Genomic DNA, 21,357 nt, shown 5'->3' on the forward strand with positions numbered 1-21,357 from the left:
GCCATGCGACTACTCCTCGCCATACTGATTCTGATTCCGGCTCTCGTAGACGCCGGTCCCGCGCCGTCCATGTTTGCGGACCGTATTGCGCGGCAGGTGGGAGACGTGCTCACGGTGCAGATTGTGGAAAACACCAGCGCCACAGCGTTGGCCACAACCAACACCAAGGAAGAGTACAAAGCGGATTTGAGCGGCGGCAGTTCCGGAGGCTTCAGCAAGCTTATACCTTTCGGAGCCAACGGCGGCACCAAGAGCGAGCACAAAGGCGATGGCCGCACCGTGCGTCAAGGCCGGCTTACCGGCACGCTGACCGCTAAAGTGGTGGAAGTCTATCCCAACGGCAACATGCGCATCGAAGGCCAGAAGTGCCTGATCATCAACGGCGAACGGCAGATGACGATTCTGACCGGCGTCGTTCGTCCCGAAGATGTTGCCCCGGGAAACGTGGTCAGTTCCGACGTCATCGCCGATGCGGAAATCGCCTTCAAGGGCAAGGGCGTCCTTGCCAATGCCGAACGTCCCGGACTCATTGCACGCCTTTTCGACTGGTTGTTTTAATATGCGCAGCGCCATTCTCACTATCCTTATTGCCGTTCCGTTGCTGTCAGGTTTTGCTCAGGTCCGCATCCGCGATCTGACCACCTACCCGAACACTACGCCGACCACGCTGACAGGCTACGGCCTTGTGGTGGGTCTGGCCGGATCCGGCGACGGCAGCAAGTCCACCTTCACCCCCCAGTCCTTTGCCACCATGCTGAAGAGCTACGGCATTCAGGTCGATCCTAACGGTCTGAAGTTGAAGAATGTCGCGGCGGTGATGGTCACCTGCCAGGTCAAGGCCGGTTCACGCACGGGCGGACGGAATGATGCGCTGGTCTCTTCCCTTGGTGACGCCACAAGTCTGCAGGGTGGAACACTCCTGCGCACGGTGCTGCTCGATCCGTGGGGCAAGGCTGTGGCCGAGTGCCAAGGGCCGATGTCCATCGGTGGCTTCAATTTCGAATCGGCAGGCTCAAGCATTTCGCGTAACCATGCCGTGGTTGGCCGCATTCCCGACGGCGTCGTGCTTTTTGAAGATGCGCCCGCGCTGCCCGCTCCCGCCGACACCTTTGTCTTGAACTTACGGCAACCGGATTTGCAGCTTTCCGTGCGCATTTCCGACGCCATTAACGCTCGCTATACTCTGAGCGCCGACGTCCGCGACCCTGCCACCATCGTGGTGCATGTCCCGCCGGCACGCGGCACGCTGAGTTCACGCCTCGCCTTTCAATCGGAAGTCGGCGAATTGACGGTGACTCCCGTCGCCTCGGACCGCGTCGTCATTAATGAGCGTACCGGTACCATTGTCGTCGGCGCTGCCGTTGTGCTGATGCCTGCCGCAATTGCCCACGGCAATCTTACGGTGGAAATCACGGATCGCGCCGCGGTCAGCCAGCCGTCGCCCTTTTCACAGGGACAGACGATTTCCGAGCGTCAGAGCAAAATCTCGGTGGACAATGCCGGAACAGGGTTGCTGGAGATGGCCGGTGCGGCTTCCGCAGGCGACGTCGCCCGTGCTCTCAACGCGCTGGGCGTCAGTCCGCGCGATATGATCGCCATTTTTCAGGGACTCAAGGAAGCCGGCTCCCTGCAGGCGGAATTGGTAATTATATGACACAGAAAATCAGCCACGATCCGCTTCCGCTTGCAGCCAAGGCATCGCAGCCGCTGCACGCGAAGCCTAAGCACACTCAGGCGGACCAGGCGGCAGAACAGTTCGAGATCATGATGGCGCAGCAGATGATCAAGAGCATGCAGTCATCGCTCGAAGGCGGCAGCCTGTTCGGCGGCGGTGTGGCCGGTGATATTTACAGTGGTTTAGCAGAAGTCCAACTGGCGCAGACCCTGACCAAGGGTTCTCATTTTGGGCTCAAAGAGCAGATCCTTCGGCAATTGCCTAAGGCGGAGGTTCAGAAGTGATGAAATCTGTCCGCGGTGAATTTGTACGCAAGCTTGGCTGCTTGCGGCTGGAAGTCCAGCATCTGAATGAAAGTCTGCGCACCAACAACTTCTCGGGCATCGAAGAACGCTCGCGCACCATTCAGGATCTGCTCGTGGATCTGGTAAAGTACCAGCGAAAACTGACAAAGCTCGAACAACTGTCGATGAAACCCCGCTTCGCAACCCTGCGCGATGAAGCCCTCCAAAGCCTGGAGATCGCACGGCACATTCTCGACGACAGTCTCGAAGCCATGCTCGAGCTGGTGAAGTCGGTGCAGATCACATCGGGCTATGGACCCGATCAGCCCGGTTCCTCTTACTTCGTAGACCGGAAGGCCTGAGATGAGTACCCTTGCGGACATTATGAACACCGGCAGCTACGCGCTGCGCATCCAGCAGTTGGCGATGCAGGTGGTGGGACAGAACACCGCCAACGTCAACACGGATGGCTTCACGCGGCGCCGCCTCGACCTGACCACCGCGCCTCCTTCCGCCGGCCTCGGCGTGTGGGACGCGGGCGCAGGCGTGGATGTGCTGAACCTCGCGCGAGTGCGGGACGGAGTGCTGGACCGGCAGGTCCGCACCGGCAACGGCGATCTCAATTACTGGTCGAAGAAGGATGACGTGCTCAGTCAGGTGGAAAATGTCTTCAACGAGATGGGCGACTCCGCCATTGGCACTCAGCTTCAGGATTTCTGGGCGTCATGGCAGGATCTGGCGAATCATCCCGAAGGCGATGCGAACCGCAGTGCGGTCCTGCAAAAGGCTCAGACTCTTTCCGCCGGCGTACGCCGCGCCTACTCCGACCTTTCCCAGCGCCACGACAATGTAGATTCCCAGATCAAAACGGACGTTACCGAAGTCAACTCGCTGACCTCGAAGGTCGCACAACTGAACGTACAGATTGTCCGTTCGGAGATGAGCGGGGGAGAAGCTTCGGACCTGCGCGATGAGCGCGACCGGGTGCTCGACCGCCTCTCGTCTTTGATGAACATTTCGACGCAGGAAGACTCCAACGGCGCGGTCTCCGTGTTCAACGGCGGACAGGCCATCGTGCAGCTCGACCACAACACGGAACTCACCATGAGTACCGTGTCCAGCAACGGTTTGCTGAACACCGTGGTCACCTACGGCACCAGCGGACGGCAACTGGAACTGCAGGGCGGCGAAATTAAGGGACTGATGGACGTACGCGACAAAGACATCCGATCCGTGATGGACAATCTTGATACTTTCGCCGTGGCTCTGGCCAATCGTGTCAACGAGGTGCACCGCACAGGCTACAGCGGGACCAACATTACCGGCGTGGACTTTTTCGCCAGCGACGTAACCGGCGCGGCCAGTTTCCGCGTTTCGGACGCCGTAAGCGATGACTATTCTCTGATTGCCACCGCCGCCGCGCCCGATTCTCCCGGAGACAATTCCATTGCCCTGCAATTGGCCGGCATTCAGAACGAGAAACTGCTGAACAGCGGCCGCTCGACCGCCAGCGAGTTTTATCGCGATGCGATGCTGGATCTTGGGTCAAAGAAGTCCTTCGCCACCAGCCAGCTCAAGGTGGAGCAGGTTGCGGCGGACAACCTCGAAAATCGCCGCCAGCAGGTGTCCGGCGTATCCCTCGATGAAGAGATGACACGCCTCGTTCAGGTGCAGCAGGCCTACGGCGCCGCCGCCAAAATCGTCAATGCGGTGGACCAGATGATGCAAACCGTGCTTACTTTAGGCACGGCAGCGTAGTAAGGAGGCTCTATGAGAATTTCCGAAGTACAACGCCATCGTTCCTTCACCCAGAATGTCGACCAGCGTCTGGTCAACATGAATCGCATTCAGGAAGAGATCGGCACCGGACGCAGTCTGTTTACGCCGTCCGAAGGCGTCAGTCGCGCCAATCAGGCTCTCACCGCGCGCGATGCCCTTGCGACCGATGGTCAGTTTCTGCGCAATATCGACGATGGCCGGACCTGGGTGGATGCCGCGGATTCCAAACTGCAGGCCGTGGTGGACCTGCTGAATGAAATCGACGCGCTGGCCGTGTCGGCGGATAACAGCAGCCAGACTCCGGAAGATCGCCAGGCGACGGCATTGCAACTGGACCAGAAGCTGGAGACCCTGATGGGTCTGGCCAACGCGAAGAATGGCGACCGCTACCTCTTCGGCGGCTATGGCACTACGACCAGCCCCTTCTCGGCGGCCCGCGACGCCAACGGCAAGATTCAGGGCGCGGTGGCCAATCCGGACACCATTGCCGGAAAGATCTATCGCCGCATCGGCGATGGCGACGACATCCAGATCAACGTTTCCGGAGCGCAGCTCTTTCAACCGGTGGGCGCTGAAGGCACGGACGGCGACGTGTTCTACGTGATTTCGGCGCTGCGCGATACCATCGGCAATAATAACACGCCGCCCGCCGGCTATGAAGATACGCGTTCCAACGAACATCTTCGTGACCAGTTGGCGACGATTCGGGAACGCATCACGCAGCAGCAGACCTATCTTGGCAGCATCGGGCAGCGGCTCGATCAGACCAAGTCACGCCTGAAAGAGCGTGAACTCAACTTGACGAACAGCCTCGAGGACGCGCAAGGCGTCGACATGCCCAGTCTCGTCGCCCGCATGGCGACGGAATCCGGCGCGTACAACGCTTTGGCGGCGATGGGGCAAAAACTGCTCGGGCAATCCTTAGTAGACTATTTAGGATAAAGGTGAACACATGCGGGCATTGATTACAGGCATCACGGGGCAGGACGGCAGCTATCTGGCGGAACTGCTGCTGGCAAAAGGCTATCAGGTCTACGGCATGGTACGCCGCTCGAGCCAGGACAATCTGGGGCGCATCGAGCATCTGCGCACGCGCATTCAGGTGTTGCAGGGAGATTTGCTGGACGCCAACTCGCTGGAGAAAATTCTGCGCGAATCCCGCCCGAACGAGGTCTATAATCTCGCCGCGCAGAGCTTTGTGCCGACCTCCTGGGAGCAGCCGATTCTCACCGGTGAATTTACAGCCCTCGGCGTGACGCGCCTGCTTGAAGCCGTGCGCTCGGTGGATCCGTCGATCCGCTTCTACCAGGCATCGTCTTCGGAAATGTTCGGCAAGGTGCGCGAAGTGCCGCAGGGCGAGAATACGCCGTTCCATCCGCGGAGTCCGTACGGCGTCTCCAAGGTCTACGGCCATTACATCACCATTAACGCTCGCGAGAGTTACGGGCTGTTTGCCGTCTCCGGCATCCTTTTCAATCATGAATCCCCGCGTCGCGGTAAGGAATTCGTCACCCGCAAGATCACCCGCACGGCTGCGGCAATTCGCCTCGGTCTGGCCAAGACCCTCGATCTGGGCAATCTGGACGCGCGCCGCGACTGGGGTTTTGCCGGCGACTACGTGGATGCCATGTGGCGCATGCTGCAGCAAAACACGCCCGAGGATTTTGTCATTGCCACCGGCGAAACTCATTCGGTGCGCGAGTTCTGCGAACTGGCGTTTGCGCATCTCGGCTTGAATTACCGCGACCACGTGCGCGTCAACACCCAACTGGTCCGTCCCGCCGAAGTCGATCTGCTGGTGGGAAACGCCAGCAAGGCAAAGGCCCTGCTGGATTGGGAACCGCGCATCCGCTTCCCGGAATTGGTACGGGTGATGGTAGATCATGATCTGGCCGACTTGCAGAACGGCGCGACCGATTACCCGCAGGCCACGCGGACGCAAAACCGCCGCAATGACCTGAATCCCGTAGTGATTCCGCCGGCAGCAACGGTTCCGGCAGTCGGCTGACATCTTTCTTCATGTTCGCAACATCTAAAGAGATCCATAAGTGAATCGCAGCCTGCGCATCGGGATCGACGTTCGAGGCCTTGAAGTCGAGACCTCTCTCCGTCGCGGCATCGGACGTTATGTCTGCAATTTGATCCGCGCTCTTGCCGATCAGACGGTGGGACATCAGATCACGCTCCTCGGCGATGCCATGCCCTGGCACGTGGCACATCTTGCGCCGCTGCTCGAGCGGGGGCACGTGCGCTATGTCACCTACCATCCGACCTTCGCGTCGGAACTCGACGTGCTGCTGCTCACCGATCCCGCGCCGGTCCTGACCGGGCGCAAACTGCTGGCGTATCCGCTGAACGGGCTGCCTTGTGCGACGATTTTCTACGATTTGATTCCGCTGGCCTTTGAGCGGGAGTATCTGGAACCGAATCCTCAGTTGCAGCAGGAATACTTTGCGCGGCTGGAGGAAGCGTCCGAAGTGGCGTCGCTGTTTTTGACGATTTCGCGGTTTGTCGCCGAAGACCTTCATGTCCGTTTGGGCGTTGAGCCCTCGCGCATTGAACCGGTGATGGGTGGTCTCGACGAGGCGTTTCGCGACGCACCGTCTGCCGGCGAAACGGAGGCTGCACTGAAGCGTCTGGGCATCAGCGACCCGTATTTTCTTTACACCGGCGGCACGGATTTCCGCAAGAATGTCTCGGCAATTTTGGCCGCGTTTTGGCAGATGCAGGCGCAATCGCCGCGACGTGTCAAACTGGTTCTGTCCGGCGAGTTTTCCGCGGCGTGGAGACAGCAGGCGGAGAGCAATCCGGACTTTCGCGAGCATATGCAGGACATTATCACGCTCGGCTATGTGAGCGATGAAGACTTGCGCTGCCTGTATGCCGGCGCGATCGCCTTCGTGTTCCCGTCGCTTTACGAAGGTTTTGGCCTGCCTGCCCTCGAGGCCATGGCATCGGGATGCCCGGTGATCGTATCCGACGGCAGTTCTTTGAAGGAAATTGTCGGCGATGCCGGGCTGCTGGTCAATCCCGCGCGATCCGCCGAAATCGCCCGTGCCATGCTGCGCGTATTTGCCGAGCCCTCCCTCGCCGCATCGCTGCGCGAAAAAGGCGTTCAGCGCGCGAAACAGTATACGTGGGAAGACGTTGCCGCGCGAACGTTTGCCGCTCTTGGGCGCATTGCCCGTCCGGGCCGCACGCTTTCCGCTCCGTCACGCCGGATGCGTGTTCTCCTCCAGAACCGTTCCAACGCTTTCGAGTCTCCCGGTGGCGACACCGTGGTCATGGAAGAGCTGTACCGCACTCTCCGCGCGTATGATGTGGACGTTGAAGCGGCCGGCGGCTCGCCCGATTTGGCCGATGTGGATCTCGTGCATCTCGTCAACCTCACGGTCACCAGAACCGGCGAAGAGGTGGCGCGCAACTGCTCGAGCCAAGGTGTACCCTTCGTGCTAACGGCGTTGTTTGAAGATTGGCCGCTCTATTTGAATCCGTCCTTTGAGTCTGCCGGTCTTTTCAAAGAGTACCTTGAAAGCGGGCAGGATGAAGCGGTTTTCGCCCGTGGCTTGGCCCGCTTGCACTCCATGCCGGCTGGACCGCGCGTGGGCGGCGAAGACATTGCCCATCAGGCGGCGATGCTGTTCGCCTGTGGTGAATCGGAAGCCGCGCGCCTTGCCGAGGCTTATCCGCAGAGCGCCGGCCACATTCGCATTGCCAAGTTCGGCATCCGGCCCTACACGCAATCCAATGCGCAGGGCAAGGCGATGGTGAAGCGAGCTTTGGGCGTGGACTCGTACGCGCTCTGTTGCGGACGTCTCGAAACCCGCAAGAACCAGCTTATGCTTTTGAAGGCGCTCGAAGACAGCGAACTCCCCATTGTGCTCGCGAGCGGCGGCTTCAGCTACCAGCCGCCTTATGTCACGATGGTGACCAGATTCCGGCGCCGGGGACCGGTTCGTGTGCTTGGACGCGTCAGCTTGCCCACACTGCGCGAAATTATGGCGGCGGCCACTGTACATGTCCTGCCGAGTTGGTACGAACTACCCGGCCTGGTTACGCTTGAAGCGGCCAGTGCGGGCACCGCAGTTGTCGCTTCCGACTGGGGCGCAATCCGGGATTACCTGCCCGAAGGCCTGGTACATACCTGTCAGCCCGACGATCCCGCATCGATCCGCGCCGCCATTGAACGCGCACTTGCCGCCGGGCCTAATCCCGAAGCCAAAGAGCAGGCCGAGCGCCATACGTGGGAAGCCTTCGGCGAAGCCACGTACTCGGCATATGAACACCTTCTGTCACGCTCGCGCGCTTCATCCGTGTCATCTGCCGCCGTTCCGCAAGAAGAATCCAACATTCAACGATACCCTTCCGTGGAGGAAACCATGAACTCTGCCGAACGCATGACTCCGCGTTTCGACGCATCGATCATCATTCCCGTTTACAACCGCAGCCGCCTGACGCAGGAGTGCCTGGAGGCACTGTCCGCCGTCGAGTGTCGCGCCAGTTACGAAGTCATCGTGGTGGACAATCATTCCACCGATGAAACGCCCCGTATCCTTCAGGCGCTGGAAGGGGACGTCACCATTTTGCGGCAGAGCGAAAATCGCGGTTTCGCCGCCGCCTGCAACCGGGGGGCGCGCGTGGCGTCGGGTGAGTTTCTCGTCTTCCTCAACAACGACACGAAGCCGCAGCCCGGCTGGCTCGACGCCCTCGTGGATTGCGCCCGTGCCGAGTCCAATGCAGGCGCGGTCGGATCCCGGCTGCTGTATCCCGATGGCAACGTGCAGCATGCCGGTGTGGCGATCAGCGAAGCGGGCATTCCCTACCATATTTTGCAGAATTTCGGCAGCGAGCATCCCGCGGTTACCGAGCAGCGCGACATGCAGGCGGTTACCGCCGCGTGCATGCTGATGCCGGCGCAGCTCTTCCACGAGTTCGGCGGATTCGATGAAGGCTATCGCAATGGCTTCGAGGACATCGATCTTTGCATGCGCATTCGCGCCCGGCAGTATCGTGTCATCTATTGCCCGCAGTCCACGGTCATCCATCATGAAGAAGCTTCCGAAGGCCGCAAGGCGCACGACGCCGAGAACTTGAACCGCTTCCTCAACCGGTGGCAGGCGGCCATACAGCCAGATGAACTGCAGCTTCTGGCGCGGTACGGTCTGACCATTTCGTGGAAGAACGGAATCGGCACCTATGGCGATCTGCCGAAGAAGACCGAACCCCAGCATCCTGAGGCCACTATCGAATCCGCGCAGAAATTGTATGCCGATGGCCAGCTCGAAGAGGCGGCTACCGTGCTGCAAAGCCTTGTGGAAAGCCGGATGGTGCTGGGCAAGGAAGACAGCTTTGAAACCTACCAGACTCTTGGCAACTGCCTGGCGCGTCTGAATCGCATCGAGGAAGCCGAGAAGGCTTACTGCGAAGCGATCAAGCTCGATGAGGCTTCGGATCGTCCGTATCTCGGCCTCGGCGCGCTGGCAATGCTTCAGGAAAACTGGCAAGCGGCCATGTACGGCTTCATGACGGCACTGGCGAAGAACCCCGGAACCATCCGCGGCGAATTCGGCGTCGCACTGTCCATGGCGGTGCGCAACATGCACTGCGACGCTCTGGAGCACTTCCGCCGCGTGCTTGAAAAAGACTCGAACAATGCCGAAGCGCTGTTCTATTTCTACCGCAGCGCGGTGGAAAGCGGTCAGCCGCAAATGGCCATTGAGCCGTTGACGCGTTATCTGGACAGTCATCCGCGCGACACGAACTTCCTCTTCAGCCTTTGCGGCGCTTACTGGAAGTCCGGCGAAATGTCCCGGGCCGTGGATCTATGCCAGCGCGTGCTGGAACTCGACCCCAACCACGTTGCGGCGCGTGAAGTGATGGAACACCTGCAAAGCACCGTACTCGAACATGCATAGAGTCGTCGTAGTGCAATGGTCCCGGCTGGGCGACGTGCTGCAAACGCGGCCGTTGCTCCGCCACATCGCACGGCGCGATCCGGAGGCCCGGATCACGCTCTGTGCCGATGCTCGCTATGCGGGGATCATTGCCGCGATGCCCGAGCCGCTGGATTTCTGGCCGGTTGATCTGGCCCGGCTCAGCGCCCTTGCCCGTCATGCGTCGTCCCAGGCTCAGGCGATCTCCGATCTCCGCGACCTGCTCGCCCGCGACGCCGGAACGGAAATCCGCAACGTCTACGTATTGAGCCGTTCGCGCGCGGCGTGCATCTTTGCCGAAATGTTGCGTTCCAAAACCACCTTTGGCTACCGGCGCGTAGACGGCGCGATTCTTTCACCGACTCTGCTTCAGGACTTTGAGGCCGGCATGGCGAATGGAACGCCGCCGCCTGTGCAACTGGCCGATCTGTGGACCTGTCTGGATGAAGCGGCGCGAACTTCCGAGTGGCTGTCACCGCTCCGCAGCCCGTGGCACGGGACGAGCGAGGAGGGCGCTGAGAACATTGCCCTGCTCTGCGATGCGGGAGAAGAGACCCGGACTATCCCTACGGACTGGTTGGCCGAAGTCGCCACAAAGCTGCTCGAGCGGGAGAACGTACGGATCACGCTCCTTGGCGCGCGCGCACCTCATCCGGGAAATGACCGGTTATCTGCGCTGAGCGCAAGCACGCACCGCGTATCCGACCATCGGGGGCAGACAACCCTCGATCAGTTCTTTGCCAACCTTGCCCGGCAGGACCGCGTGATCGGACCGGATACCGGCGGCCTGCATCTGGCCGCTGCGCTGAACGTCCCGGTGATCGGCCTCTACTTTGGCGGCGCCTCCTGCCTCACTACGGGACCGTACAGTGCGCGAGCGGTGGTCTTGCAGGATCCGGCGTGGATGGATGAAACCGCCATGCATGTCGTATCGCTGACCGATGCCCGAAAAGAGTTGCCGCCGAGTGCCTGCACACCGGCGTTGGATGAAAACGGTGTTCGTTATGAATCCGCCGCCTGGCCCTACGATCTCCGCGAACAGATTGCTTCAGCCCGCAGGGACTTCATCACGCGAATGGCAGAAGGTGTGACGGTCATCATCCCCGAGTGTTCCGAAACTCACTATACGGACGAATTGCTGACCGATCTGCACCGTGACCTTGCCGGAACAGCCGCGGAAATTCTGCTCGTCAGCAGCGGTCCGGTCAGCCGGCGCACCGTCCCCGATAGCTGCCGGTGCGTATCCAGTCCAGAGTTGCTTACGTTCGCCCAAGCCTGCAATCGAGGCGCTTTCGACGCTCGCTTCAACCGCTTGCTCTTTCTCAACAACGACACCCGGTTTGCTCCCGGCGAACTGCGCACGTTTCTTTCGGCAGCACCGCGCGAAGGCGTTTGCTCGCCGTTGATCCGCTACCCCGATGGGCTTGTGCAAAACTGCGGCGTCCGGTTCGAGCAGGGCCGTGTTGTCGAAATCGGTCACGGTTCACTTGAGACGCAGGCATTGACCGAGAAGGCAGATGCCCTGTCTGCCGTCGCCTTGCTGGTCAACCGGAAAGACTTTTTGGCCCTGAACGGTTTCGATGAGCACTTCGTGAATGGCTATGAGGATTTGGACCTCTGTCTTAGAGCGCGGGAATCCGGCCTGTCATGCCGCGTTGTGCCTTCGGCATCGGTCACACATTTTCGCGGGTCCACTGCCGGACGCTTTTCTCAGGAAGACCCCAATCGCGTGCGGTTCGCGCAGCGCTGGGAAGAGTCTTTAACCGCGTCGCATTCTGCGTCTGACCCCGACCAAACCCTGACCAGCGCGCCGCTGCTGTTGATTTCCGCCGAGTCCGCCTGCGCCGCAGGCAGTTCGCTTCGCTGGATGTGGCCGTTGGAAGAAAGGGGCCTTCGCCCTTATCAAGATTTTGTCTGGCTGACCGAGGCCCGAGCACGGCGGCAACCTGAGACCCTTCAGCGTCTGCTCACCTCCGCGAAAACGGTGATCGTCTTTCGAGCCCTTGAGACCGATCAGGTTCAGGATGCCGTGCTGAACAGCGGCCGCAGACTCATCGTCGATTCGGACGACCTGTTGATCGGACGTTTCGCGGCGGATTCGCTGCGCGGCCAATCCCGCCGCGCTTACGAGGACCGTTTCCGGCGCCTGCTCGACAGGGCAGCCGTCATCACCGCCAGCACCACGCTGCTGGTCAATGCGCTGCGGGACCTCGGTTACACTACGCTGCATCTGCCTACCGCGCCCGCAACTCAGCAATGTTCGCCGCGAATGGAAGCAAGAGATGAACGCCGGGAACTGCGCATCGGTTTCTTCGGTACTCCGTCCCATCTGCTCGACTTGGGGAGCATCGTTCCCGCCCTCGATCAGGTCCTGGAAACGCATCCGGACGCCCGCTTCTACTGGTGGGGATGCCGCCCGGGCGAACTGGCCTATCATCCTCAGGTGCGGCAGGGTGGACCGGTGGTTGAGGATTACACCACGCACCTGCGCCGCCTTCACCGGTTCGATCTCGATCTGGTTCTGGTCCCGCTGCTGCCCGGCAAGGCCTCGCGCATGAAGAGCGCCGTCAAATACTTCGAATATGCGCTGGCCGGGCTTCCCGCGATTTATTCCGCCGTTCCGCCTTACATGGACGCCGTCACGCACGGCATCACCGGCTGGCTGGCGGATGAATCAACCGCATCGTGGATGAATGCGCTGAATACCTTGTTGACCGATGCCGGTCTGCGCCGCACCGTGGCGGCCAATGCTCGCCGAGACGTGGAGTCCCGCATCCTTGACTCCCGTGCGTGCCCCATCGTGAATGAGATTCTGAATTCGATTCTACCGGCGCATACGGCGCAAACTCTATTCGACAGGAGCCTTGCCGTACAGGCAGATCATGAACCCGTTTGCTGAATTTGCCATCTTCCCATCGCGCTGCGGCTTGCCTTCGGCGATGCACGTGCCCACAGACACGCTGATTCACAGCCGCGTGAACCCGGAGCGCGAGGCCGCTGATATTGCCGACGCGCACTCGAATCCAGCGGCTTCGTCGACCGTGATCATCGGTGGCGGGCTCGGTTATCTTGCCGAGGCGGTATCGCAGTTGCGCGGAGCCGGACACCCGGTTCATGTGATCGAGCCTCACCGCGAGGTGCTTTATCTTGCGCGTGCGAGCAGAGGCTATTGTGCCTATCTTACATCCGAACGAATTCACGTGCACTGCGCGGTTACGCGCACCGGTCTCTCTGCCACGCTACGGGACCTGCCGGCGGATGCGGCCGTGATTGTTGCTCCTTATCTGCTGCGACTTAGCGAGCAGGCGGATTTCCCGCTGGGTGGTCTGTTAAGGATCGTGCGTGCCGAAATCGCCTCGTCTGCAGTGTACAATCCGCTGCTGGCGGCGCAGTCGGGAGTCTTCGACAGGGTTCTGGCGAATCTTCCCAGCGTCTTCGCCGCGCGTCTAAGCGGGAGCAAAACCTCCATCGTAGCCGGCGCCGGGCCGAACTTGACCGAGTGTCTGCCTGCCTTGGCCGCACAGCGCTCAGGAATCACGCTCATCGCCGCCAGCGGCGCCGTTCCCGCGCTGCTCAATGCGCGCCTGACGCCCGACTGGGTATTTGCGCTGGAAGCGAAGGACACCGTCATCAAAGATCTCGAAGGTCTACCCCTCGGAACGCGTGTTGTGGTCTTTCCGTCTACGCATCCGGCCATCATCGGCGGAAACCGGTTCTCGCTTATCGCGGGCGCGAGTGCGGGCGCGCCGGGCCTGGAGACTCGCGGCGGCAGCTCCGTGATTCCGGCTCTGGATTTTGCCCTGTGCTCCGGCAGCAGCGATGTGGTGTTGATAGGTGTGGATTTGGGCAACCAGAACGGCACCTATGCTGCGGGCAGCGCGCGAAGCAATGCGGTATCGGAGTTTCGGAATGCCGAGCCTCCCAAGTTTCTATCGATGCGTGCCGGGCTCGAACGCGTCCTGCACGAGCGACAGCATCCATCTCGCGCCATTTATCACGTCCTCCGCCAGGGCCGGACGCTGTGCGGCACGGAGCGAATTTCTCCTGAGCGGGCGCGAGTGCTGCTTCATCAACGATCATTTTGCGAGGTTCAAGGTGAATAACATTTCCGGGTTCGAGCGGTATCTTCTGGATCCCGAAAGCCTGCGCGCAGTCAGCGAAGCCACCGATCTGCCCACCGGGCGGGCGCGAAACGGCCAACCGTCACTTTCGTTTCGCGGTATTCGCCTTCACTCGCAGGGAGATCCGCAGGCGGAAGCCGAGTTGCTGCTGGAGAGTGCGCGCGGTGAACTGGATGCGGCGCTGGCAAAATCCGTCGATGAACCGGTCACCTGCCTGATCTACGGTGCGGGTCTCGGGTACCTTATCCAGGCGATCTGCGCGTATGCGCCGGAGGGGCGGATCCGCATCGTGTGCCTCGAAGCGGATGCTGAAGTCGCCCGCAAGGCATTGCAGTTGCGCGTGTGGGAGCCCTGCAACGTGCCTGTGAGTTGGGTTGTCGGTGCCGGCAACCGCGATGGATTAAAGCACTGCGGCAACACGGCGAACGCGGTCGTCTTCAAGCTCACGCCCGGTTACCGGGCCAATAAAGCGGTCTATGCAGAGTGGTTGACGTCACTCGATGCGCGCGTCACCGCCGGACGCCCCATGCGCATTCTCGTTCCGACGCCGCTTTATGGCGGCTCCTTGCCCATCGCTTTCCACTGCGCGGAAGCCTTTCGTGAACTGGGGCACACGGTCGATGTCCTCGATCTGTCGCCGTGGCATCCGCAATACAAAGCGATTGAATCGGTCACGACGGACGCGCGCCATCGCAAGGTTCTGCAGGGCATGTACGCCACGTATCTTAGCGAACTGATTGCCGCTCGGGCTCTCGATTGGAATGCCGACCTCGTGTGGGCAGTGGCGCAGACACCGCTCACGGCCGGTGCGCTCGATGAGATGCGTCACGAGGGGATTCACACCGCCTTGTGGTTTGTCGAAGACAGCGCCGTCTTTGGTTACTGGCGCGAACTGGCGTCGCATTTCGACGCCGTATTCAGCATTCAGCGCGGCAAATTCCACGACGAGCTTAAAGCCGTCGGCGCCAAACATGTCCATTATCTGCCCTGCGCGGCCAATCCAGCGGTGCATTATCCGCTGAATCTCAGCGAGGCCGATCAACAGCGCTTCGGTTCGGACGTGAGCTTCGTCGGTGCGGGCTATGCCAATCGTCAAACGCTCTTCGCACAACTGGCGCTCAAGAACTTCAAGATCTGGGGCGCGGATTGGCCGGCTCAGTCTCCTGCATCGGTGTATGTGCAAGAAGAAGCGCGTCGTGTGACTCCCGAAGAGACGGCGGCCATCTATGCGGCAACCAAGGTGAATCTTAATCTGCACAGCTCGCCGCACCATGCGGGCGTGAATCCATTCGGCGACTATGTCAACCCCCGCACCTTCGAAATCGCCGCGTGCGGCGGATTCCAACTGGTGGATTCCCGTTCGGAGCTTGCGGAACTGTTCGAAGCCGGTAAAGAGATTGCGGTGTTCAAGGACGCCGCGGAAATCCCTGAGCTGGTGAATCACTACCTTGCCAACCCCGATCAGCGGGAGCAGATGGCAGCGTGCGCGCGCGAACGCGTGCTAAAGGAACATACCTACACCCATCGGCTGTCCGGTGCGCTGTCCTTCCTTGAATCACGCTTCCGCAAGCTTGCCGAGCGCAAGCGCGGCCCAAACTATGTATCCTCTCTTAAGCAGGCCGCCGGAGATGATGAAGAGTTACTGGCCTTCCTGTCGGCGTTTTCCGATGAGGAGGAGATCGATCTGGACAAAATCGTCTCGCGGATTGAAGTAGGCAAAGGCGAACTGACACGCACAGAAGGCATCTTCCTGCTCATGAAAGAATTTCGCGATTGGGGCCGCGAGAAAGGTGTGATCCAGTGAGCGCGCGCCATATTGCAGTGGTGAACTTCACGCGCATGGGCGACCTAATTCAGAGTGGACCGCTACTGCGATCCCTCGTGTCCGCGAACCCAGGGTGCCGGTTGACCCTCGTGGTCTTCGACAAGTTCCGCGATGCCGCAACGCGACTGCCCATGGTAGATGACGTGATCGGCTTCGACGTCGACAGTCTTTCTGCGCGGCTTGACGCGCGGCGCGGCGATCTTCCCACGGCCTATGGTTACATCCGCTCGTTCCTCCGGCATCCGCTGCTGCAGAAGGTCGATGATCTCTACAACCTGTCGCACACACCGCTTTCGGCCACGCTCTGCCGCCTGATGCGGCCGGCGAACACGTTTGGAATGCAATGCACACCCTCCGGCCGGACCACGGTCCGCGGAGAATGGTTCAATTACCTGTTGAGCGTTATGTCTAACCGCCGTCTGAATCCGTTCAATCTATCCGAAATCTACCTGCGAATGAACGGGCAGGGCGGCGATCATTCCGGTTTGGAATTCACCATAACCGAAGATGACCGCTCTGCCGCTCGCGCGCTGCTTGAAGCGGCGGGCATCGGCATGAATGAGCGCTATGTCGTCCTGCAACCGGGCGCCAGCAGCGCCTCGCGGCAATGGCCGGCGGCAAGTTTCGCCGATCTGGCACGCAGGCTGGCAAATGCGAAGTATCGCGCGGTCATAACCGGATCCGTTTCCGAGGAAACGCTCGCCGCACAGATTGCCGCCAACTCGGCGCAGAATGCGGTTTCGCTGGCCGGAAAGACGAATGTCGGGACATTGACTGCCGTGCTCGAAGGGGCCGAGCGCGTCATCAGCAATGACACGGGCACGATTCACCTATCCGCGGCTGTGCAGACTCCCGCCATTGGCATTTACCTCGGTCCAGCCTCGGCGAAAGATACGGCTCCCTACGGGGACGGCCACATCATTCTTGAAGCGGACGAGCCCTGCGCACCGTGCGACTATCAGCATCATTGCCGTGATTATGCGTGTCACCGTGCCATTTCGCCGGAAACAGTGTTCGCACTGATCGTCAATGCCGGAACGAGTCTGCCGCAAGTGAAGGGCGCCCGCGTGCACCGCACGTCGCTTACCGCTAACGGCACCTTCCGCCTGGCCCGACTGAATCAGCCTGAAACCGGCCATGATGATGCGCTGCTGGCCTTGTACCGGACGCTCTGGGATGCCCTGCTGGATGGTCCCTCGCCTGAACACGATGTGCTCCTGGCAGAGTGTTCGGAGGGATTGGATGACCTGCGGAGCATTCTGGCGCAAGCCCAGCAGTCTTCCGATGCCATTCGCCGTGAGGCTCTGAAGCCGGATTCCGACCGCGACCGCTTGACCGCGCTGCTCAAAGGACAATCGGTGTGGCATAACGCGCTATGTGAAATCATAGCGTCCCATCCGGATTTGTCACCGTTGCCGCGCTTTCTCCTCGTGCGGGCCAGCGCTCTGCACGCGGACACGCTTAAGGGCTACCTTGAAGATCTCCGGATAACCATGCGCCTTTTCCGGCGCGGTGTGGAGATTCTGGAGTCCGTGTGCAAACTCTCGCAGCCATCCAGGAGCAGCTATGCCGTCGCAGAGTAAAATCCTGGTCATCAGTCTTACGCGGATGGGTGACATCATTCAGTCCATCCCTTTCTTCCGCCGCTTGCGGCTGAAGCATCCGGACGCGGAGATTCACATGCTCGTCGAGAGCTGCTTCACCGATGTCGCCGCACTCGTTCCCGGCGTCGACGCGGTGCATGCTGTGAAACTCGAAGACCTGCTGCCATGCCTTGGCGCGGGGAAAGCATTGGATTTGGCTCGTGCGGTCTCCTTTTACCGGACGTTTGTGGATAAACTCCGTAACCAGAACTTCACCGAAGTGTGGAATCTGACGCACACGCGGCCCTCTATGGTGCTCTGTAATCTCCTCGCCGGAGAGCAGGGAAGAGGCGTGACCCTGGATCGCGAAGGACTGCAGCGCGTCAATTCTCCCTGGCTGCGCTATTTTTTCGCCACCAATCTCGCCCGCCCCTGGTGCCAGTTCAATCTTGTGGACATCTACGCCAATTGCGTCGATGGAGTGGAGTGGACGGCGGGTCGCGATCTGCAGGTGGATCTTCCAGCCGCGTCATGTTCCGGCACTACCACTGCGGCGCACTGGATCGCCATTCATCCGGGCGCCTCGCAGCAGGCGAAGCAATGGCCCGTGGCGCAGTATCGCGAGGTGGCGCGCCGGTTGGCGAAACACAGCGATGTGGAGTTCGTACTGATTGGCGGCCGTTCGGATGCACCGCTTGCCCGCGAGTTCGAGGGCATCCCGCGCGTCCGGAACCTTATCGGCAAGACATCCGTGCCGCAACTGGCGTTGCTGCTTTCCCATTGCCGCCTGTTGCTCAGCAACGATTCCGGGCCGATGCACATCGCCGCCGCCGTGGGCACCCGCGTCATCGATCTCACCGTCGGCAGCGCCCTGGCCGGCGAAACCGCGCCCTACGGCGAAGGCCACCTGGTGGTCGAGCCGGATAGCGATTGTTTCCCCTGCTCGCCGCATGGCGCCTGTCCTTCGCAGCCGTGCGCCGCGCGCATCTCAGCGGAGACGGTTGCCGCGCTGACGGAACTGGAACTGGGTATGCGATCCTCGCTGGCTCCCGATGATCTCGGCGGCTGCCGCGTCTATCGCACTCGCTTCTCACAAGCGGATGGCCTGCTGGAACTCGAGCGCCTCTTCTCCCGTACGGCTTGCGTACGCGACGACGTCAACGCGTTTGCCCGTCCGGCCTGGTTGTCCGCGCTGGAAGGCCGCGGAGTGGGGGCGGCCGCGTCGCGCTTCGTACCCACGGATCTGATGGCGGCGGCGCAGCGCGCGCAGGATGCCGCCATGCAAATCGAAGATCTCGCCGCCCAGATCGCCCGTGCGGCCACGTCTGCCCATGCGGACATCGAAGCCATTCAACGCTGGGGCGCCGCCCTTACGGGACAGGAAGAGCTGCTGCGCACGGCGCTTCAGAGTCACGGATTGCTGCGCAGTGCCCGTGCTTACACCGATATTGCCCGCGCCAGCCTCGCGGGAGGCACCCTGGCCGACCAAGCCTCCGAAACCGCGGACATCTATCACATGCTGGGCGCGTTGCTGCGGCACATCGCGGGCGCGGCTCCTACCCTCGAAATCAATAATTCACACATAACGTACTCTCGTGAGGATGCTCATGCGAATCTCGCTTAATGGACTTGAACTCGCGCGCCGCGCCGAAAACGACCAGACGGTCGGCCAAGTGCTTGCCGAACTTCGTTCGGAAATTCAGGCAGGCGGCAAAATCGTCACCGACGTCGTGCTGGACGGCCATGCCCTGCCCGACGGCTGGCAGCGCCGGCAGCGCCTCTCCGCGCCGGTTGCCGCCGTGCGCAACCTTGAGATCACCGTGCAGGAACCGCAACTGCTGAAGCGCCAAACGCTGCATGACGCGGCCTCTCTCGCCGGACGGCTGGTCAACCAGACCAAGCCTCTCAGCCGCAAGTTCCGCCTCGGCGACGAAGTTACCGCCAATACCGAACTGGCCTCCTTCCTCGACGATCTTAAACTGGTGCTTGCAGGTCTCGACCATTCCACTCGTACCGCCGATCCGGCGGGCCGCATCACCCCCGTGCGCGACCGCATCATCGAATCCGCCAATCGCCTTTTGCCGTCGCTGGACCGCCTCTACAAGGCCCAGGCCGGCGGGGATTACATCGCGGTGGCCGATGAACTGGAGTATGATCTCTGCGAGCAAATCTCCGGCTGGGAGCCGTTGCTGACGGATGCGGAGCGCACATTGGACTCTCTGCCGCAGGCTCAATAGCAAGATGCTCCCTGCTTGCAAGAAACTGTGCCGCGCCGCTCCCACGAAAATTAAAGTTTCACGTGCTGGTTTCCGATACTGAGAGTGACTGACGAATTGACAACATTTACCAAGAACGTGAAAGTGAAGGAGCCGCTGTTATGCCGAAGGGACATGGATTGAAAGCGCCGAAGCTTTTCTCGATAGGGCAGGTCAACGCCATTACCGGCATCCCGAAGCCCACCATCCGTTACTGGGAAAAGGAATTCGAAGGGTTTCTTGAGCCCGGGCGCACCACAGGGAACCAGCGGCGCTATGACGAGAAGAGCATTGCCGATCTCGAAAAGATCAACTATCTGGTCAAAGTGCAGGGATACACGCTGGATGGCGCCCGCCGCAAACTGGATCTGCTGCAGAAAATCGAAACCAGTGATGTTCCGCCGTCCGATCCGCTGGCCGAACTAGCCCGCGCCATGTCGCAGTACCTGCTGAAGAAGCTGGTCAAAGAGTAACACAATCGCAACAAACAATCAGAAAATAGGTTCATCATGAGTACACGGATCAATCACAACTTGCTGTCTATGTCGGGTCAGCGCGCGCTCTGGACCACCCAGAACGATCTGGACCAGGCAGTGCAGCGCCTCTCCTCCGGCCTTCGCATCAACCACTCGTGGGACGACCCCACCGGGCTGGGAATCTCGGAGCGCCTCCGTTCGTCCATCGGCGGCATGCAGGAAGCCGAAAAGAACGCCTCCTACGACATCAACATGATGCAGACGGCCGAAGGCGCGCTGGGTGTCATCGACGAGAAACTGGTCCGCATGCGCGCCATCGCGGTGCAGGCCTCCAACGGCGTGCTGACCACCCTGGACCGCCAGGTGGCCAACGTGGAATTCCAGCAGCTCAAGAGCGAAGTGGACCGCATTGCGAAGACCACCAACTACAACGGCTTCTACCTGATCAACGGCAGCCACGCGGCGGCCTCGCAGAGCACCGACACCACGATGGCCCTCGGCTACAACAATGTATCCACCGCGGGTGACGCCGCCGCCATCAAGTTCCATATCGGCGAAGCCAACGTCGCCGGTCAGGACTACTACTACGTGAACCTCGCGTCCATGACCAGCTCATCGCTGGGTCTGGCCGGTCTCGATGTTTCCAACACCGCCAGTGCGCAAATGGCTGTCGATACGATTATCTCGGCCATCAACTCCAAGGACGTCTCGCGCACCTTTATCGGATCCATGGTCAGCCGCCTGCAGAATACGATTCTCAATCTGAAGATCCAGCAGGAATCCGCCACCAGTTCCGAGTCTTCGATTCGCGACGCCGACTTTGCCGCGGAAATGTCCAACTTTACGCGGGCGCAGATTCTGATGCAGACCGGTGTCTCCATGCTGTCCACGGCGAACCAGCTCCCGCAGATGGTCACGCAGTTGGTTGGCTAATCCTATGATGTGAGGTCCAAACGCTGAATCCGAGGCGATCAAACTCATGACAGGCGCAACCTTTAAGGCGCGCGGTGCTTATCCAACAGCCCGCGCGCTGCGCAGTTTGCTTCAGGAACTGTTTGCGCAGTCCCTGCGGCAGATTGAATTGCTGGAGTGCGAGGACTATGAGGCCCTCGACGAGGTGCTGACCAGAAAGGCCTGCCTCGCCGAGATGCTGGCCGCTGTTCTCGAACAGGCGCGCAAGCTGGGCTGGGAGCTGCAGGATCCCTCGACCTATCCGGTCCAGGGACCGTGCGTACCCGTGATTCGCGACGCGGCCGAACTTTCCACGCGGCTGCAGGCGCACGAAAAGTACTGTCTGGGCGAGATGATTGCCCGCAAGAGCCGCATCGGAGAACGGCTGACCTCGCTCCTGAATCGTCGCACCGCCGCGGCCGGGTATAGAATACCCCGGGTGCGCGGCAACACCATCGATACCGAACGCTGAGAC

General features: G+C 60.8%; 17 protein-coding genes. All 17 read left to right on the forward strand.

Going from position 1 to position 21,357, the window contains the following annotated elements:
• Nucleotides 1-3: 3 nt before the first annotated feature.
• On the forward strand, nucleotides 4-558 hold the full coding sequence (locus VGL38_10055) for a flagellar basal body L-ring protein FlgH (GenBank protein ID HEY3295772.1): 555 nt from the start codon (nucleotides 4-6) through the stop codon (nucleotides 556-558).
• Between the two features lies 1 nt (nucleotide 559).
• Nucleotides 560-1,654 carry a flagellar basal body P-ring protein FlgI gene (locus tag VGL38_10060; protein HEY3295773.1) on the forward strand — a complete coding sequence of 365 codons (1,095 nt, stop codon included), beginning with the start codon at nucleotides 560-562 and terminating at the stop codon, nucleotides 1,652-1,654.
• Nucleotides 1,651-1,959 carry a rod-binding protein gene (locus VGL38_10065; protein ID HEY3295774.1) on the forward strand — a complete coding sequence of 103 codons (309 nt, stop codon included), beginning with the start codon at nucleotides 1,651-1,653 and terminating at the stop codon, nucleotides 1,957-1,959. The genes VGL38_10060 and VGL38_10065 overlap by 4 nt, the downstream gene beginning before the upstream one ends.
• The gene (locus tag VGL38_10070; protein HEY3295775.1) at nucleotides 1,956-2,321 is read left to right on the forward strand and encodes a hypothetical protein; all 366 of its coding nucleotides are present in this window, start codon (nucleotides 1,956-1,958) and stop codon (nucleotides 2,319-2,321) included. Before VGL38_10065 ends, VGL38_10070 begins: the two co-directional genes overlap by 4 nt.
• Nucleotide 2,322: 1 nt before the next feature.
• Complete coding sequence (flgK, locus tag VGL38_10075; GenBank protein HEY3295776.1) at nucleotides 2,323-3,717, forward strand: flagellar hook-associated protein FlgK; 1,395 nt, start codon at nucleotides 2,323-2,325, stop codon at nucleotides 3,715-3,717.
• 12 nt (nucleotides 3,718-3,729) lie between these two features.
• Nucleotides 3,730-4,680: a flagellin gene (locus tag VGL38_10080; protein HEY3295777.1), complete on the forward strand. Its 951-nt coding sequence runs from the start codon at nucleotides 3,730-3,732 to the stop codon at nucleotides 4,678-4,680.
• A gap of 10 nt (nucleotides 4,681-4,690) precedes the next feature.
• Nucleotides 4,691-5,746, forward strand: a complete 1,056-nt coding sequence (gene gmd / locus VGL38_10085; GenBank protein ID HEY3295778.1) for a GDP-mannose 4,6-dehydratase — start codon at nucleotides 4,691-4,693, stop codon at nucleotides 5,744-5,746.
• 40 nt (nucleotides 5,747-5,786) lie between these two features.
• Nucleotides 5,787-9,653 carry a glycosyltransferase gene (locus tag VGL38_10090; protein ID HEY3295779.1) on the forward strand — a complete coding sequence of 1,289 codons (3,867 nt, stop codon included), beginning with the start codon at nucleotides 5,787-5,789 and terminating at the stop codon, nucleotides 9,651-9,653.
• Nucleotides 9,654-9,663: 10 nt separating this feature from the next.
• Nucleotides 9,664-12,570: a glycosyltransferase family 9 protein gene (locus VGL38_10095; protein HEY3295780.1), complete on the forward strand. Its 2,907-nt coding sequence runs from the start codon at nucleotides 9,664-9,666 to the stop codon at nucleotides 12,568-12,570.
• Entirely contained in the window at nucleotides 12,554-13,774 is a 1,221-nt protein-coding gene (locus VGL38_10100; GenBank protein HEY3295781.1) for a 6-hydroxymethylpterin diphosphokinase MptE-like protein, read from the forward strand. Before VGL38_10095 ends, VGL38_10100 begins: the two co-directional genes overlap by 17 nt.
• A complete protein-coding gene (locus VGL38_10105; protein ID HEY3295782.1) occupies nucleotides 13,767-15,596 on the forward strand; it encodes a glycosyltransferase in 1,830 nt (609 codons plus the stop codon). Before VGL38_10100 ends, VGL38_10105 begins: the two co-directional genes overlap by 8 nt.
• Entirely contained in the window at nucleotides 15,593-17,200 is a 1,608-nt protein-coding gene (locus tag VGL38_10110) for a glycosyltransferase family 9 protein (protein ID HEY3295783.1), read from the forward strand. Before VGL38_10105 ends, VGL38_10110 begins: the two co-directional genes overlap by 4 nt.
• Nucleotides 17,184-18,824 carry a glycosyltransferase family 9 protein gene (locus VGL38_10115; GenBank protein ID HEY3295784.1) on the forward strand — a complete coding sequence of 547 codons (1,641 nt, stop codon included), beginning with the start codon at nucleotides 17,184-17,186 and terminating at the stop codon, nucleotides 18,822-18,824. Before VGL38_10110 ends, VGL38_10115 begins: the two co-directional genes overlap by 17 nt.
• Nucleotides 18,808-19,437 carry a hypothetical protein gene (locus tag VGL38_10120; GenBank protein ID HEY3295785.1) on the forward strand — a complete coding sequence of 210 codons (630 nt, stop codon included), beginning with the start codon at nucleotides 18,808-18,810 and terminating at the stop codon, nucleotides 19,435-19,437. Before VGL38_10115 ends, VGL38_10120 begins: the two co-directional genes overlap by 17 nt.
• A 140-nt stretch (nucleotides 19,438-19,577) precedes the next feature.
• Nucleotides 19,578-19,928, forward strand: coding sequence for a MerR family transcriptional regulator (locus VGL38_10125; protein ID HEY3295786.1), 351 nt, complete (start codon nucleotides 19,578-19,580; stop codon nucleotides 19,926-19,928).
• A gap of 36 nt (nucleotides 19,929-19,964) precedes the next feature.
• Nucleotides 19,965-20,864 carry a flagellin gene (locus tag VGL38_10130; protein ID HEY3295787.1) on the forward strand — a complete coding sequence of 300 codons (900 nt, stop codon included), beginning with the start codon at nucleotides 19,965-19,967 and terminating at the stop codon, nucleotides 20,862-20,864.
• Between the two features lie 46 nt (nucleotides 20,865-20,910).
• Nucleotides 20,911-21,354 (forward strand): hypothetical protein, encoded by a 444-nt coding sequence (locus tag VGL38_10135; protein HEY3295788.1) that lies wholly within the window; start codon nucleotides 20,911-20,913, stop codon nucleotides 21,352-21,354.
• Nucleotides 21,355-21,357: the final 3 nt, after the last annotated feature.

This window comes from bacterium (assembly GCA_036504735.1).
Taxonomy (GTDB): domain Bacteria; phylum Electryoneota; class RPQS01; order RPQS01; family RPQS01; genus DASXUQ01.

Bases quoted from the DNA above. Each gene is read 5' to 3' on its own strand.
- VGL38_10055 (HEY3295772.1), top strand. From the start codon at position 4: ATGCGACTACTCCTCGCCATACTGATTCTGATTCCGGCTCTCGTAGAC.
- VGL38_10060 (HEY3295773.1), top strand. From the start codon at position 560: ATGCGCAGCGCCATTCTCACTATCCTTATTGCCGTTCCGTTGCTGTCA.
- VGL38_10065 (HEY3295774.1), top strand. From the start codon at position 1,651: ATGACACAGAAAATCAGCCACGATCCGCTTCCGCTTGCAGCCAAGGCA.
- flgK (HEY3295776.1), top strand. From the start codon at position 2,323: ATGAGTACCCTTGCGGACATTATGAACACCGGCAGCTACGCGCTGCGC.
- VGL38_10080 (HEY3295777.1), top strand. From the start codon at position 3,730: ATGAGAATTTCCGAAGTACAACGCCATCGTTCCTTCACCCAGAATGTC.
- gmd (HEY3295778.1), top strand. From the start codon at position 4,691: ATGCGGGCATTGATTACAGGCATCACGGGGCAGGACGGCAGCTATCTG.
- VGL38_10100 (HEY3295781.1), top strand. From the start codon at position 12,554: ATGAACCCGTTTGCTGAATTTGCCATCTTCCCATCGCGCTGCGGCTTG.
- VGL38_10115 (HEY3295784.1), top strand. From the start codon at position 17,184: ATGCCGTCGCAGAGTAAAATCCTGGTCATCAGTCTTACGCGGATGGGT.
- VGL38_10120 (HEY3295785.1), top strand. From the start codon at position 18,808: ATGCGAATCTCGCTTAATGGACTTGAACTCGCGCGCCGCGCCGAAAAC.
- VGL38_10125 (HEY3295786.1), top strand. From the start codon at position 19,578: ATGCCGAAGGGACATGGATTGAAAGCGCCGAAGCTTTTCTCGATAGGG.
- VGL38_10130 (HEY3295787.1), top strand. From the start codon at position 19,965: ATGAGTACACGGATCAATCACAACTTGCTGTCTATGTCGGGTCAGCGC.
- VGL38_10135 (HEY3295788.1), top strand. From the start codon at position 20,911: ATGACAGGCGCAACCTTTAAGGCGCGCGGTGCTTATCCAACAGCCCGC.